General features: G+C 72.1%; 11 protein-coding genes. 2 read left to right on the plus strand and 9 right to left on the minus strand.

All coding sequences use genetic code 11. The features are described 5' to 3' along the window. Positions 1-307 precede the first annotated feature (307 nt). From ABZ135_RS03640 to ABZ135_RS03655, 4 genes are all read right to left on the minus strand, one after another. Complete coding sequence (locus tag ABZ135_RS03640; protein WP_356691356.1) at positions 308-2,254, minus strand: DUF4153 domain-containing protein; 1,947 nt, start codon at positions 2,252-2,254, stop codon at positions 308-310. 286 nt (positions 2,255-2,540) lie between these two features. Further along, on the minus strand, positions 2,541-3,452 hold the full coding sequence (locus tag ABZ135_RS03645; protein ID WP_356691358.1) for an ADP-ribosylglycohydrolase family protein: 912 nt from the start codon (positions 3,450-3,452) through the stop codon (positions 2,541-2,543). A gap of 12 nt (positions 3,453-3,464) precedes the next feature. After that, on the minus strand, positions 3,465-4,124 hold the full coding sequence (locus ABZ135_RS03650; RefSeq protein WP_356691360.1) for a histidine phosphatase family protein: 660 nt from the start codon (positions 4,122-4,124) through the stop codon (positions 3,465-3,467). A 165-nt stretch (positions 4,125-4,289) separates the two neighbouring features. Next, on the minus strand, positions 4,290-4,895 hold the full coding sequence (locus ABZ135_RS03655) for a YdbC family protein (RefSeq protein ID WP_356691361.1): 606 nt from the start codon (positions 4,893-4,895) through the stop codon (positions 4,290-4,292). 196 nt (positions 4,896-5,091) lie between these two features. Here ABZ135_RS03655 and ABZ135_RS03660 point away from each other — a divergent pair, with 196 nt between their 5' ends. Further along, positions 5,092-5,622, plus strand: coding sequence for a TerD family protein (locus ABZ135_RS03660; protein ID WP_356691362.1), 531 nt, complete (start codon positions 5,092-5,094; stop codon positions 5,620-5,622). Between the two features lie 69 nt (positions 5,623-5,691). Here the strand turns inward: ABZ135_RS03660 and ABZ135_RS03665 are convergent, their stop codons facing one another. The 3 genes from ABZ135_RS03665 to nrdR all read right to left on the minus strand — a co-directional run bounded on the left by ABZ135_RS03665 (position 5,692) and on the right by nrdR (position 10,136). Then, entirely contained in the window at positions 5,692-6,387 is a 696-nt protein-coding gene (locus ABZ135_RS03665; RefSeq protein ID WP_356691364.1) for a DUF6215 domain-containing protein, read from the minus strand. A gap of 173 nt (positions 6,388-6,560) precedes the next feature. Next, positions 6,561-9,452, minus strand: a complete 2,892-nt coding sequence (locus tag ABZ135_RS03670; protein WP_356691366.1) for a vitamin B12-dependent ribonucleotide reductase — start codon at positions 9,450-9,452, stop codon at positions 6,561-6,563. Positions 9,453-9,626: 174 nt separating this feature from the next. After that, positions 9,627-10,136 (minus strand): transcriptional regulator NrdR, encoded by a 510-nt coding sequence (nrdR, locus tag ABZ135_RS03675; protein WP_356691368.1) that lies wholly within the window; start codon positions 10,134-10,136, stop codon positions 9,627-9,629. Positions 10,137-10,659: 523 nt separating this feature from the next. On the opposite strand from nrdR, the gene lexA reads away from it, so the two are divergent. Further along, positions 10,660-11,448, plus strand: a complete 789-nt coding sequence (gene lexA, locus ABZ135_RS03680) for a transcriptional repressor LexA (RefSeq protein ID WP_356691370.1) — start codon at positions 10,660-10,662, stop codon at positions 11,446-11,448. Between the two features lie 121 nt (positions 11,449-11,569). Here the strand turns inward: lexA and ABZ135_RS03685 are convergent, their stop codons facing one another. Continuing rightward, positions 11,570-13,543: an ATP-dependent DNA helicase gene (locus tag ABZ135_RS03685; protein ID WP_356691371.1), complete on the minus strand. Its 1,974-nt coding sequence runs from the start codon at positions 13,541-13,543 to the stop codon at positions 11,570-11,572. A 50-nt stretch (positions 13,544-13,593) separates the two neighbouring features. Next, a complete protein-coding gene (locus tag ABZ135_RS03690; RefSeq protein ID WP_356691373.1) occupies positions 13,594-15,396 on the minus strand; it encodes an IucA/IucC family protein in 1,803 nt (600 codons plus the stop codon). Positions 15,397-15,420 lie beyond the last annotated feature (24 nt).

The raw sequence follows: 15,420 nt of genomic DNA on the forward strand, positions 1-15,420 counted from the left end.
TCCCCGGCGGCAACACGTCACCGACGCCATCGCGGGCGCATCCTCCACGTACCCGAAACAGCCACCCAACAAGGCGATCGGCCGCCTCCAGGGGCGACCGCCGCCACAGCTCACCCCCTCCGCGAAGGATCGGCCCGCGAGGCGCCCCGCGACCCCTGATCGCATGCGCGAAGCAGACCCGCAGGGCGGGCCGGGCGTCGAGGACAGCCCGGCCCGCCCCCATCGGCCCCGCACGCGCCGACCGGCACCGCACACCACACCGTCCTCGGCGGACCGTTTCGGCCAAGGTCGCGCCGGACCGGCCGGATCAGGGTGCGTACGGGTCGGCGTAGGGGTCGGCGTCCGGGTCGTACTGCTCCTCGCGGCTCGGGCTGCCGCAGGACGCCCGGCGGCTCGGCTCGCGGGCGGCGAGGATGTCCCGGGCGCGGGCCTCGGACAGGCTGGTCTCGTACCACGCCTCGTCGTTGTCGTCGCGGAGCCGGTCGGCGATGTCCCGCAGTGCGCAGGAGCGCAGAGGTTCGGGCAGCCGGTCCAGGGCGGGCACCGCGTCGGACGAGAGGCCCTCCAGGTAGCGCACGTCGATCTTGCCGAGCCGTTCGTGGCGTTCGACGTTCTGCTGGGCGATGACGGCGTCCGGCTGGATCAGGCCGAAGGCGAGGACGAAGCCGGCGGCGCTGACCGCAAGGGCGCGCGGCAGCAGTCGGGCACCCCAGATCCCGGCCGCCATGATCAGCACGATCGCCACGCCGAGCCAGATCTCCATGGTGAGGACGGAGATCCGCAGCCGGGTGAGGCCGTACGCGTCGACGTACAGGTCCATCCTGCGCAGCGCGGAGGCGACCACGACGAGGGTGAGGACGCAGAGGGTGCCCAGGACCGTACGGACCAGACGCCGGTCGCCGGCGTCGGCGCGCGGCGCCCAGCGCAGCGCCAGGCCGATCACGCCCAGGGTGAGGAGGGTGGCCATGAGGAGCTGCCAGAAGCCCTGGCGCGCGTACTCGGCGTAGGTCAGGCCGGTCTCGCTGAGGACCTTGTCGTAGCCGCCGAACAGCACGGTGAGCTGGATGGCGTTGAACGCCGCGAAGAGCAGGTTCAGGACGACGAGCGGGAGCGCCCATTCCAGCCGGCCGCGGGCCCGGCCGGGGCTGAAGGACATGCGGTCCCAGCGCAGCGGGGCCGCCGCGGTGCGGGCGACGGCGAGGGCGCCGAACAGGCCGAGCAGGAAGAGCAGCAGTCGCCAGGGCGCCTGGTCGAGCGAGATGTCCGGGATGAGGGAGCCGAGCAGGTCGGCGAAGGCGGCGTCGGCGCCGGCGAACAGCGCGCCGAAGACGACCAGCAGACCGACCGCGATCAGGACGGTGCGCAGGAGCGGCCCCCAGCGCCCCTGGGAGGCGCCCGCGCGCTCGCGTACGCCGCGCCAGCCCCACATCATGCCGGTGCCGACGGAGTCGAAGAGGCCGAGGGGGCCGAACAGCATGCTCGGCCAGCCACGGCCGCCGTGGAGGGCGAAGCCGGTGAGTCCGATGGCCGTGACGACCGCGAGGAAGGTCGGCCAGCCCGCGTCGCTCAGGACGGGGACGGCGAGCAGCCCGGCGGCGCCGAGCGCCCAGACCAGGGTCCAGGGGCGCAGCCTGCGGCCGGCCGCGCGGGCGGCGAACGCTCCGGCGAGGGTGGCGGGGACCGCCACGAGCAGCAGGTTCGCCCCGGCGCCCGCGCCGAGCAGCAGGGCCGCGCACAGGGCCGTGGCCAGGACGGCCCACAGGGTGGCGGCGGTCGGCCGGGCCGGTGCGGCGGGCCTGAGGCGACTCGGCGGCGGCTTCCTCGGCGGCCCCCAGGCCCGGTACGCCGGGTGGCCTCCCGGCCCGTACGGCCCCGACCACGCCCCGGCCACGCCCGGCGCGCCACCCGGCCCGGCGGGACCCGGTGCCCCGGCGTACGCGGCAGGCGCGACGGGCGCCGCCGGTGCGACGGGCGCGGCGGTGGGTGAGGGGGCGGTCGGCGGCGTGGCGGCCGGCTGTCCCTGCCCGGACGGCACGGCGTCGGCGGGTGCGGGTGCGGCTGCGGGTGCGGCCCCGGCCGTGGGCCGCGCCTTCCCGTCGGCCTGCGGCTTGTCCTTGGGCTGTGCGGCGCCCGCCGGTTCTGCGGTGTCCTTGGGCTGTGCGGCGCCCGCCGGTTCTGCGGTGTCCTTGGGCTGTGCGGTGTCCTCCGGCGGTGCGGTGTCCTTGGGTGGCTCTGCGGGCGATGTGTCGGTCACGGGACCCCCTCCCGGCCCGGTCCGCGCGGCCATGCGGCTCGAGAAGGCGGTCCCGGGTGTCTCGTCGGCACGCTGTTGTCATGATCAGCGCTGCGGCGTGGCCGACTCTAACCGCGGTACGCCCGGTCCGGCCGCCTCGGACGCGGCTGTGGCAGGACCGTGACACTCACCCCGCCCCTCCCCGGCAACCGCTCCGGGGCTCCCCCGCGTCCGGCTCCCGGCGCTCCCGGCGCTCCCGGGGCTCCCGGCGGCCGAGCCCCCGCGCGCCGACGAGCCCCCGGTCTCGCTAGGAGCGCGCTCGCGAGGGCAGCCAGTCGGGCAGTTCCTCGGTCCGCGCCAGCCATGCGGCGGGCGGCGCGCCCGCGGCCGAGGCGGCGACGACACCGCCGGCGATGGCGCAGGTGGTGTCGACGTCACCGCCGACCTCCGCGGTCGTCCAGAACATCCGCTCGAAGTCACCGAGCGCCCGGGCCGCGGACCAGAGCGCGAACGGGACGGTGTCGTGCGCGCTGGTGCGCCGGCCGCTGCCGAGCACGGCCGCGACCGTCCCGGCGTCGCCGTAGTCGAGCATGTCGCGGGCCCGGCGCAGACCGGCTCCGACCGCGCTGCGGGGAACGAGGGCGACGACTCCGTCGAGCAGCGCCTCGGGCGTCGGCGGCCCTTCCGGGGCGGCGGCGAGGGCCGCCGCCGCGGCCACGGCCATCGTTCCGACCACGGCCTCGCGGTGCTGGTGGGTGGTGTAGGCGGAGATCTCGGCCTGGTGGGTGGCCTGCTCGGGGTCGTCCGCGTACCAGGCGCCGAGGGGCGCGATCCGCATGGCCGCGCCGTTGCCCCACGAGCCCTGCCCGTTGAAGAGCGCCGCCGCGAGTTCCCGCCAGTCCCCTCCCTCGCGGATGAGCCGGAGCATCCGGTTCACGGCCGGTCCGTAGCCGCGGTCGAAGTCGTGGTGCCGGGCGAACGACTCGGCGAGCGCGTCCTGGTCGATGCGGTCGTGGCCGGCCAGCACGGCGAGGACCGAGCAGGCCATCTCCGTGTCGTCGGTCCACTGCCAGGGACCGGGCGGCAGCTCGTGCCGCTTCAGGAGGGGATAGTTGGCGGGAACGAAGAACTGGGAGCCCAGGGCGTCTCCCACGGACAGCCCGCGCAGGCTGGCCAGGGCGCGGTCGAAGCGCCGGTCAAGAGAGGAGTCAGCGGTCATCGCTCCGCCACTCTATCCGGTGGGGCCGTACGGTTCCGGGGTACGCCAGCGTTCGAAGGGCCGGTCGAGCCGGTACTTCCCGTCCTCTCCGAGCAGCAGCGTCCTGGTCTCGGCGTTGCCCGGGTTGGACAGGGACTCGAAGTCGGCGACCGTCCAGTGGAACCAGCGCATGCAGAACAGGCGCATGGTCAGGCCATGGGTGACCAGCAGGACGTTGGGCGGGTGGTCGGGCGCCTCGAAGCTCCGGTAGAGGCTCTCCAGGAAGGCCCCCACACGGTCGTACACATCGGCTCCGGACTCGCCCTGGGCGAAGCGGTAGAAGAAGTGCCCGTACGCGTCGCGGTACGCCTTCTGGAGGCGCACGTCCTCCCGCTCCTGCCAGTTGCCCCAGTCCTGCTCGCGCAGCCGGGGCTCCTCCCTCACCCGGACGAGGCGCGGGTCGAGGCGGAACGCGCGCAGTGTCTCGTGCGTGCGGCGGTACGGCGACACGTAGACGCTGACCCGCTCCTCCCCGAAGAGCTCCCGCAGCCGCTCCCCCGTCTCCTCCGCCTGCCGCCACCCGGTGGCGGTGAGCCGGAGCGCGTGGTCGGGCTCCCGCTCGTACACCGTGTCGTCGGCATTGCCCTCGGACTCTCCGTGCCGTACGAGGACGATGCGCCGCGGTCGTGCCATGGGACCGACCCTAGACGGCCCCCTGGCGGCAGGCTCGGTCGAGCAGGCGTCCGGAGTCCGTCCGGGGTACGCGGCCGGTGAACCGGTGGTGCGGCGCCGGCCGGGGGAGGCGATCATCACGGCCTCCGGCCTCTGCCCGCGCTCCCACCCCCGTACCCCAGTCCTTCACACCGTCCAGGTCGGCTCGAGCTGCACGACGTCGCCGCTCATCGCCGCCACGTCGGCCTCGGTCTGCGCCCGCAGGCCGAGGCGCTCGATGCGCTCCACCCGGTACTTGCCGTGTTCCGCCACCGAGTTCCACATCGACAGGACCAGGAACTCGTTTCCCGGCGCCTCCCCGAACAGGCCGCGGAGCATGCCGGGGGATCCGGCCATCGCCGGGTTCCACACCTTCTCCTGCATGAGCGCGAAGTGCTCGACCCGCTCCTCGTGCACCCGGCAGTGCGCGACCCGGGCCACGTCGGCGTCACCGAACCGCGGCTCGAACCCGGTCTTCACGTCGAAGCGGTGGTCGAACAGTTTGACCTGCGCGTTCCGGAACGTGCCGACCTGCGCCGCCGCCAGCCGGTCGTGCGAGCGCGCCATGAAGGAGTCGTAGAAGGCACGGCTCTCCCAGAACGCGAAGACATGGGCGACATCCGGCCGCCGCCGGCTCCATCCCCCGCCCTGTCCCCGGAATCCCGGCTCACCGAGCAGCCCCGCCCACTTCCGCTGCCCCCGCTCGAACCCTCGACGGTCCACCACGGTGCAGCGAATCCACTTGACCAGCACCGCGCCATGGTACGGGGCGGAACGACGCGTCGTCAGACCTCCGCGAAGCTGCCGAGCGTCCGATCCTCGCCAGATATGCGTCCGGATCCGGCTCTTCCCCGTCCCCCGTACGGTATCGCCCCTCGACCGATGACAGGTTGATCGCATGACACCATGAACGCCTTGTCAGGAACCGCGCACGGAGAGGGCATTCACGATGAGCGGACTCAACAAAGGGGTCGGCAAGGTCGAGGTGGCGCTCAAGTGGGACCCCAGTCCGGCCGGCGCTCCCGCGCACGACCTGGACATCATCGCCGGGGTCTACACGGCGGACGCCCCGTACGGCCCTCCGGCCTATCTCGTGCACTTCGACAGCCGCTCCCCCGACGGCACCATCACCCTCCACCGCGACAGCCGTACGGGACAGGGCTTCGGCTACGACGAGGCGATGACCCTCGAACTGCCGCGCCTCGCCGACCGGTACGCGCGCGTGGTGGTCGGCGTCGCCATACAGCAGAGCGGCGGGCGTCTGACCTTCGGCGAGGTGGCCCGCACCGGGGTGCGGGTCCGCGAGGGGTACACCGACCTCCTGGACGACGATCTCGCGTCCGTGGCGGACGCGACCGCCGTGGCCATCGCCGAGTTCGTCCGGGACGGGGCGGACGGCTGGACCTTCCGCCCGCTCCTCCGGGGCTTCGACACCGACCCCGGCGACTTCGGCGCCGTGATGGGCGCACGGCACTCCTGAGAGCGGCGGCGCGGACTTCGGGTGGACCGCCCCGAGGGACCGGTCCACCCGGCGGCCCACCCGGCCGTCTCAGCCCGTGGCCGCCCAGCCCGGCACCGTCGGCAGCACCCGCTCGGCGACGCGGAGCAGTGCCGCGTCGTCGGGGATCCCCTCGTCCTCGCGCCAGATGACGAGCTCGTACGATCCGCCGCCGTCCTTCGGGTCCTTGGCGACCAGAAGGTGCCGGGCGATGCCGCCGGTACGGGACTCGGCCTTGCCGCCGCTGCCGAGCGGCACGGTGAAGGCGAGGGTCCGGTCCGAGTAGAGGACCGCGGGACGCCCGAGGAAGGTCGTCGGCTCCGCGGTGTTCCCCAGCAGCCGCCCCAGGGTGGCGACCGGCAGGCGGTCGTAGGAGACCGAGAGCTTCAGGGAGTACGTCGCCAGGTCGACGTTCCCCTCGGGCGACGGGGCCCGGTCGGCCTTCTCGCCCTCGGGGCGCCCGTCGTTCCCGTACGCCAGCCGCGCCTGCTCTCCCGGCGTCCCGAGCAGCGCCGGCAGATCCGGCCGGTTCAGCGCCTCGCACAGCCGTCGCCCCGACACGTACCGCGACGCCGGTGAGGCGGTCGACTCGTCGCACACCGCCGGTTTCGGGTCGGAGACGCTCTCCTGGGAGGTCTTCGCGGCGAACCAGAAGCCGCCCGCGAGCACCAGGCCGAGCCCCAGCGCCGCCGCCACCTGCCCGCCCACGCTCGGCCCCCGGTCCGGACCGCTCACGTCACCGGCCATGCTCCACCCCACCCCCCTGTGCGCGCTGTCTGCGCGACGGCAGAGCCTAACCGGTGACCGTTCACGCGCGGACCGAGTTTTCCCGCGCACGCGGAAGAGGGTGCCGACCACCGGTCGGCACCCTCTCTCACGCTATGCGGTCACGCGCTGCGCGGTCACGCTCGCCCGAACGGTCAGCTACAACCGCTGGTCGAGCCGCAGCCCTCGCAGATGTAGCAGGAGCCGGCGCGCTGCATCTTCGTCCCGCAGGAGAAGCAGAGCGGGGCGTCGGCGCTGATGCCGAGCTGCATCTCCACGAGCTCCGCGGAGGTGTGGGCCTGCTTGGGGGCGGGGACCTCGGCCTTGGGGGCCGGGGCGGCGACCGCCTTCAGCTCCTGGGTGCGGGGCGCCGACTGGGCCAGGCCCTCGACGTCGACGTCCTCCTCGGCCGGCTCGTACGAACCGGTCTCCAGGTGGCGCTGACGCTCCTCGGCCGAGTGGATGCCGAGGGCGGAGCGGGTCTCGAAGGGCAGGAAGTCGAGCGCGAGGCGGCGGAAGATGTAGTCGACGATCGACTGCGCCATCCGCACGTCCGGGTCGTCCGTCATGCCGGCCGGCTCGAAGCGCATGTTGGTGAACTTCGAGACGTAGGTCTCCAGCGGAACGCCGTACTGCAGACCGACGGAGACGGCGATGGAGAAGGCGTCCATCATGCCGGCGAGGGTCGAACCCTGCTTGGACATCTTCAGGAAGACCTCGCCGAGACCGTCGTCCGGGTAGGAGTTGGCGGTCATGTAGCCCTCGGCGCCACCGACCGTGAAGGAGGTGGTGATCCCCGGGCGGCCCTTCGGGAGGCGCTTGCGGACCGGGCGGTACTCGACGACCTTCTCGACGGCCTCGCGGATCGTCGCCTCGGTCTTCGCGGTCACCTCGGCCTTCTCGTCCTCCTTCTTCTTGGCGGAGAGCGGCTGGCCGACCTTGCAGTTGTCGCGGTAGATCGCGAGCGCCTTGACGCCCATCTTCCACGCCTCGAAGTAGATCTCCTCGACCTCCTCGACGGTCGCCGTCTCCGGCATGTTGACCGTCTTGGACAGGGCGCCCGAGATCCAGGGCTGGATGGCGGCCATCATGCGGACGTGGCCCATCGCGGAGATGGAGCGCTCGCCCATGGCGCAGTCGAAGACCTCGTAGTGCTCGGTCTTCAGGCCGGGGGCGTCGATCACATTGCCGTGCTCGGCGATGTGGGCGACGATCGCCTCGATCTGCTCCTCCTGGTAGCCCAGGCGGCGCAGGGCCTGCGGGACGGTGCCGTTGACGATCTGCATCGAGCCGCCGCCGACCAGCTTCTTGAACTTGACCAGGGCGAGGTCGGGCTCGAGGCCGGTGGTGTCGCAGGACATCGCGAGACCGATGGTGCCGGTCGGGGCGATGACCGACGCCTGGGAGTTGCGGAAGCCGTTCTTGGCGCCGAGGCGGATCACGTCCTGCCATGCCTCTGTGGCGGCGGCCCAGATCGGGGTGTCCAGGTCGTCCATGCGGACGGCCTTGTCGTTGGCGTCGGCGTGCTGCTTCATGACCCGCTGGTGCGGCTCGGCGTTGCGGGCGTAGCCGTCGTACGGGCCGACGACCGCGGCGAGCTCGGCGGAGCGGCGGTACGAGGTGCCGGTCATCAGGGAGGTGATGGCACCGGCGAGGGCGCGGCCGCCGTCGGAGTCGTACGCGTGGCCGGTCGCCATCAGCAGGGCGCCGAGGTTGGCGTAGCCGATGCCGAGCTGGCGGAAGGCGCGGGTGTTCTCGCCGATCTTCTGGGTGGGGAAGTCGGCGAAGCAGATGGAGATGTCCATCGCGGTGATGACGAGCTCGACGACCTTGGCGAAGCGCTCGACGTCGAAGGACTGGTTGCCCTTGCCGTCGTCCTTGAGGAACTTCATCAGGTTCAGCGAGGCGAGGTTGCAGGACGTGTTGTCCAGGTGCATGTACTCGCTGCACGGGTTCGAGCCGTTGATGCGGCCGGACTCGGGGCAGGTGTGCCAGTGGTTGATCGTGTCGTCGTACTGGATGCCCGGGTCGGCACAGGCCCACGCGGCCTCGGCCATCTTGCGGAAGAGCGCCTTGGCGTCGACCTCCTCGATGACCTCGCCGGTCATGCGGGCGCGCAGGCCGAACTTGCCGCCGGACTCCACGGCCTTCATGAACTCGTCGTTCACGCGGACGGAGTTGTTGGCGTTCTGGTACTGGACGGACGTGATGTCGTCGCCGCCCAGGTCCATGTCGAAGCCCGCGTCGCGGAGGGCGCGGATCTTCTCCTCCTCCTTGACCTTGGTCTCGATGAAGTCCTCGATGTCGGGGTGGTCGACGTCGAGGATGACCATCTTGGCCGCGCGGCGGGTGGCGCCGCCCGACTTGATCGTTCCCGCGGAGGCGTCGGCGCCGCGCATGAAGGAGACCGGGCCGGAGGCGTTGCCGCCGGAGGAGAGGAGCTCCTTGGAGGAGCGGATGCGGGAGAGGTTCAGGCCGGCGCCGGAGCCGCCCTTGAAGATCATGCCCTCTTCCTTGTACCAGTCGAGGATCGACTCCATGGAGTCGTCGACGGACAGGATGAAGCAGGCGGAGACCTGCTGGGGCTGCGGCGTGCCGACGTTGAACCACACCGGGGAGTTGAAGCTGAAGATCTGGTGCAGGAGGGCGTAGGCCAGCTCGTGCTCGAAGATCTCGGCGTCGGCGGGCGAGGCGAAGTAGCCGTAGTCCTCGCCGGCCTTGGTGTAGGTCTTCACGATCCGGTCGATGAGCTGCTTGAGACCGGTCTCGCGCTGCGGGGTGCCGACGGCCCCGCGGAAGTACTTGCTGGTGACGATGTTGACCGCGTTCACCGACCAGAAGTCGGGGAACTCGACGCCACGCTGCTCGAAGTTGATCGAGCCGTCGCGCCAGTTGGTCATGACGACGTCACGACGCTCCCAGGTCACCTCGTCGTACGGATGCACGCCGGGGGTGGTGTGGATGCGCTCGATACGCAGGCCCTTGCTCGCCGCCTTGGCTCCCTTGGTGCGGGAACCACGTGCCGGACCGCTCGCCGTCTCTGTCATGCCGCCTCCCATATACGGGCAAAACACCCTGGAGCACCCGGAAAATTCCAGGGCTCTGTTTTCTGTACTGCTGTCTGTACTGCTGTTGCCACGAGCGCCTCACGGGCCGCTCGGGGCACGTCTTTCCCGACCGCGCGCGGCCGGCCGCCGGACCGTCCCGGTCCGGCCCGCCGGTCAGTCGGCGGCGTTGGCGGGAACGGGGACCCCTGGGGTCGCCGCGGTCCCGCCGTTCTCAGCGGGAGGCCGCTCACGGAGTTCCGCGATGGCGGCCTCGAAGTCTTCGAGGCTGTCGAAAGCCTTGTACACGGACGCGAAACGCAGGTAGGCGACCAGGTCCAGTTCCTGCAGGGGGCCGAGGATGGCCAGACCCACGTCATGGGTGGTCAGCTCGGCGCTTCCGGTGGCGCGCACCGCCTCCTCGACCCGCTGGCCGAGCTTGGCGAGGGCGTCCTCGGTGACGGGCCGCCCCTGGCACGCCTTGCGCACGCCGGAGATGACCTTGGTACGACTGAAGGGCTCGGTGACCCCGGACCGCTTCACCACCATGAGCGAACAGGTCTCCACCGTCGTGAAACGACGGGAGCAGTCGGGGCACTGGCGGCGGCGTCGGATCGACGTCCCGTCGTCGGTGGTGCGACTGTCGACGACGCGGCTGTCGGGGTGCCTGCAGAAGGGGCAGTGCATTGGTTCCGACCCTCCCTCTTGGCACGACTGAATAGCCTCGCCGGGCCCGTCAAGGCCCCCTCGAAGCGACCACCAGCATAGGCGATCCGAGCACCCCCGGCCGACCGGGGACCACTACTGGTGGGTGGCTGATGGCATCCAACCACTAGATCTTGGGTCGATCCGCGATTTTGGGCCCATGCGCGTGTCGCGCCGCGACGGGCGCGCGAGGCGCCGGGCGGACGGCCACGAGGGTACGGGAAGGGCGCGGCGGCGCGGATTCCGGGGTGGCCGGTGCGACACTGGGAGGGAAGTCGTCAGGGCGCCCGGAGAGCACTCCCGGGACGGGAGCCGTCCCCTCCGGTCCGACCGGGAAGGCTACCGTGCCGGCCGGGGCGAGCAGTGGTCGACCCGCCTATACACCCACCCGCGCACACGCGTAAGCCGAACTGCGAATTTTCACTCGAACGTGTGTTTGGCGCAACCTTTCGAAAGCTACTACCGTTGTGCCAGCCAGGGAGACCATTCGAGAGGGGCCGACGACGTGACCACCACCGCAGACAGTGCCACCATTACCGCCCAGGACCGCTCCCAGGGCCGACTCGAGCCGGTGCATGCGATGAATGACGCAGTCATGAACGGGGAGGAGCCCGGCCGACCCGCCCGCTCGCTCCCCGGCCGACCTCCAGGCATCCGGGCCGACAGCTCCGGCCTCACCGACCGGCAGCGCCGGGTCATCGAGGTCATCCGCGACTCCGTGCAGCGCCGGGGATACCCCCCGTCGATGCGCGAGATCGGCCAGGCCGTCGGCCTCTCCAGCACCTCCTCCGTGGCGCACCAGCTCATGGCCCTCGAGCGCAAGGGCTTCCTCCGTCGCGACCCGCACCGGCCCCGGGCGTACGAGGTGCGCGGCTCCGACCAGCCCAGCACCCAGCCGACGGACACGACGGGCAAGCCCGCCGCCTCCTACGTCCCCCTGGTCGGCCGCATCGCGGCCGGTGGCCCCATCCTGGCCGAGGAGTCCGTCGAGGACGTCTTCCCCCTCCCCCGGCAGTTGGTGGGCGACGGCGAGCTGTTCGTCCTCAAGGTGGTCGGCGACTCCATGATCGAGGCCGCGATCTGCGACGGCGACTGGGTCACGGTCCGCCGCCAGCCCGTCGCCGAGAACGGTGACATCGTCGCCGCCATGCTCGACGGCGAGGCCACGGTCAAGCGCTTCAAGCGCGAGAACGGCCACGTCTGGCTGCTGCCGCACAACGCGGCGTACCAGCCGATCCCCGGCGACGAGGCCACCATCCTCGGCAAGGTCGTCGCCGTGCTGCGACGGGTGTGACCCCACCTCGTCGGCCCTGAACCGGGCCCCGGGACCCACTGCGCCGGTCCCGGGGCCCTGCCGTTTCCCAGGCCCCCAGGCCCCCGGGCCGCCTCCCGTCCTCGCACCCGAGGACGCCGCGCTACGCCTCCGCCGCCTGGGCCGCCGCGTCGATGGCCGCCAGCGACCGCCGCACCTGATTGCGGTCCGTCGTGTACCAGAAGTCGGGCAGCGAAGCCTTCAGATAACTGCCGTACCGCGCCGTGGCGAGCCGCGGATCGAGGACCGCCACCACACCGCGGTCCCCCGTCGCCCGTACGAGCCGACCGGCGCCCTGCGCCATCAGCAGCGCCGCGTGGGTCGCCGCCACGGCCATGAAGCCGTTGCCGCCCGCGTCCTCGACCGCCTTCTGGCGCGCGCTCATCAGCGGGTCGTCCGGGCGCGGGAAGGGGATCTTGTCCATGACGACCAACTGACAGCTCGGGCCGGGCACGTCCACGCCCTGCCACAGCGACAGCGTGCCGAACAGACAGGTCTTCGGATCGGCGGCGAAGTTCTTGATCAGCTCGCCGAGCGTGTCCTCGCCCTGGAGCAGGATCGGCAGCTCGGGAATCCTGGTCCGCAGCTCCTCGGCCGCCTGCTGGGCGGCGCGCATCGACGAGAAAAGCCCCAGCGTCCGGCCGCCGGCGGCCTGCATCAGCTCGGTCAGCTCGTCCAGCATGTCCCCGCGCTCGCCGTCCCGAGCCGGCCGGTTCAGGTGCTTGGCGACGTACAGGATGCCCTGCTTGGGATAGTCGAAGGGCGAGCCGACGTCGATGCCCTTCCACACGGGCATGTCCTCGCCCTGGGTGCCCTCGGGAGCGAGGCCGAGCGAGGCACCGACCCCGTTGAAGTCCCCACCCAGCTTGAGCGTGGCGGAGGTCAGCACCACCGAGCGGTCCGCGAACAGCTTCTCCCGCAGCAGGCCCGAGACGCTGAGCGGCGCCACCCTCAGCGAGGCGCCGAAACGGTCGTGCCGCTCGTACCAGACGACGTCCCACTCGGAGCCCTGGGTGATCCGCTCGGCCACGCCGTGGACCGACTCGACCGAGGCGAGGGCCTGCTTGCGGACGGCGTCCTCGTCCTGCACGGAACGGTCGCGGGTGGAGCCGAGCGCCGTGATCACCGCTCGCGAAGCGTCGCGCAGTGCCATCAGCGCATAGCCGAGGTCCTCCGGGATCTCCTCCAGGCGGCCGGGCAGCGCCAGCTCCATCAGCTTCTCGAAGCCCTCGGCCGCGGTCTGCAGTTGATCGGCCACCTTCTCGTCGACCAGCTTCGCCGCCCGCCGCACCGCCCGGTTGACCTGCCCGGGCGTGAGCTCACCGGTGGCCACCCCGGTCACCCGGGACACCAGCTCATGGGCCTCGTCGACGATCAGCACCTCGTGCTGCGGCAGCACCGGCGCGCCCTCGATCGCGTCGATGGCGAGCAGCGCGTGATTGGTGACCACGACGTCCGCGAGCTTGGCCCGCTCGCGGGCCGCCTCGGCGAAGCACTCCGCCCCGTACGCGCACTTGCTCGCGCCCAGACACTCGCGCGAGGAGACCGAGACCTGGGCCCAGGCCCGGTCGGAGACGCCCGGAGTGAGGTCGTCCCGGTCGCCGGTCTCCGTCTCGTCCGACCAGTCCCGCAGCCGCAGCAGGTCCTGACCGAGCTTGCTGGTCGGCGCGGCCGCCTCGAAGGGGTCGAAGAGGCCCTCCTCCTCGTCCTGCGGAACGCCCTCGTGGAGCCGGTGCAGGCACAGATAGTTCGACCGGCCCTTGAGCATGGCGAACTCCGGGCGGCGGCGAAGCTGCGGGTGCAGCGCCTCCACCGTCCGCGGCAGGTCGCGCTCGACGAGCTGGCGCTGGAGCGCCAGCGTCGCCGTCGCGACCACCACACGCTCCCCCTGCGCCAGCGCCGGTACGAGATAGCCGAGGGACTTACCGGTGCCGGTGCCGGCCTGGACGAGGAGGTGGGAACCGTCGTCGATGGCCTCGGCCACGGCCTCGGCCATGGTGACCTGGCCGGGGCGCTCCACACCGCCGACGGCGGAGACGGCGGCGTGGAGGAGATCGGGGAGGGATGGCTTCGTCATAGCCCTTCCACCCTACGGGGCGGCACTGACAGCCGGGCCCCTCCCCGTGATCACGCCAGCGGGTTCGGGACGCTTCCGTGGACGGCCGCGTGGGGCCGCTCGGGGCGGTCGCGGTAGCCGTCGAGGTGGAGGCGGTTCCGGTTGAGGCACAGCCGCTCGATCCTGGGGACGAGGAGATCGAACAGCTCGAACCGTTCCTTCAGCTCCGGGAAGCGTGCCTGGTGGCGGAGGATCTCGGCGCGCACCAGGGTCCAGAACTCCTCCTCGGGCACCTCGAGTTGCTCCTCGCAGAGCGGCGCGAGGTAGCGGAAGACGCCCACGAAAAGGCCCGAATGGATGAACTGGGTCAGGAAGCCGGGTTCCTCCGTGAGGAGCACGGCCCGCACGTCGTCCGGCATCGTGCCGTGCTCGGGGAGCGGCACGGCGCTGATGTTGACGTCGTCCACGAAGTCCTTGATCGCCAGGCGGACGGGCACGTCCTGTTCGTCGTAGACGACGATGGCGTTCTCGCCGTGCGGGGAGAAGACGGTGCCGTACTGGTAGAGGAAGTGCAGCAGGGGTGGCAGCAGGGCGGCGAAGAGGCGCTGGAGCCAGGCCCGGGGGGTGAGGTCGGAGCGGGCGACGAGCTCCGCGACGAAGGCCCGGCCCTCGGGGTCGACGTGGAGCAGCGAGGCGAGGGTGCGGGCCCGCTCGCCCGGGGGCAGCCGGAGGGGTTCGCGCCAGATCGCGCCGAGGAGTTCCTTGTACTGGTACGGCACTTCCGGCAGCCGGTCGTAGAGCGGGTGCTCGACGGTCACGGACGCGACCTCGCCGAGGAGGATCAGGCCGCACTCCTCGCGCAGGAAGGGGTCGGCGTCGCGCAGGCCGTGGACCCAGGCGGTGACGGCGGGGGCGGCGAGGGTGCGCTCGGTGGGCAGGCCCCGCCAGACCAGGGTGTTGAGGACGGAGAGCGGCAGCTTGACGGTGTGCCGGTCGGGCCGGGTGGTGTTGAGGAAGGTACGGACGGACTGCTGCGGCAGGCGGAGGTCGGGGTCGGCGGGGAGCGGGACGAGGGCCCCGGAGGCGATCGCGGGGGCGTAGAGCGGCAGCAGGATCTCGTCCCACTGCCAGGGGTGTACCGGCAGCAGCAGGTAGCCGTCGGGGTCGAGGCCGCGGGCGCGCAGGGCGTTGTGGAAGCTCTCCCGGACCTCGGGGTCGAGTTCGCGGGCGTAGAGCAGGTCGGGGGTGTCGAGGCCGGGGACGCCGCGGTAGGCGGCGAGCCGGGTGCTGACCGCGATCCAGGGCAGGCGGGCGGGGCGGCGGGCCTCGGGGGCCCACCGGGCGGCGTCGGTGGCGGAGAAACCGATCCGGCCCTTGTTGAGGACGAGCCACGGGTGTCCGGTCTGGTGGCCTTCGAGTTCCGCGTAGCCGAGGTCGGCGAGGCGGGCGGCGGGCAGGGCGGTGTGGTCGAGGCGGGCGTCGGCGGCGAGGGTGGTGGTGAGCTCGCGGATGAGGTGGCCGAGCGTGGCGCCGTCGAGGCCGAGGAGCCGGCGGGCCCGGACGAGGAAGGCGAGGGGGTCGGTGGCGGGCCTGCCGTCGAGGGTGAGCGAGTCGGGGTCGACCCGCCAGCTCTCGTAGGCGCCCCGGCGGGCGGTGAAGGCGAGGGTGCCGCCGTCGTCGAGGGTGAGGGTGTAGCGGCCGGGGCCGTCCCCGGGGCGCGGCCGGACGATCTCCTCGTAGGCGAACTCGGCGACGGCCTTGGCGAGCAGGCGGGTACCGGCCCGGGTCCAGGCGGTCGCGTGGAGCTCGGGGGGAGCGTAGAGGTCCGACGGTGCGGGTGGTGCGGAGTCGTGGGGTGCAGGGGACGTCGACACGAGGACTCCTCGGGGTGGGAACCG

The sequence above is a fragment of the Streptomyces sp. NPDC006339 genome, assembly GCF_040612775.1.
Lineage (GTDB): Bacteria > Actinomycetota > Actinomycetes > Streptomycetales > Streptomycetaceae > Streptomyces.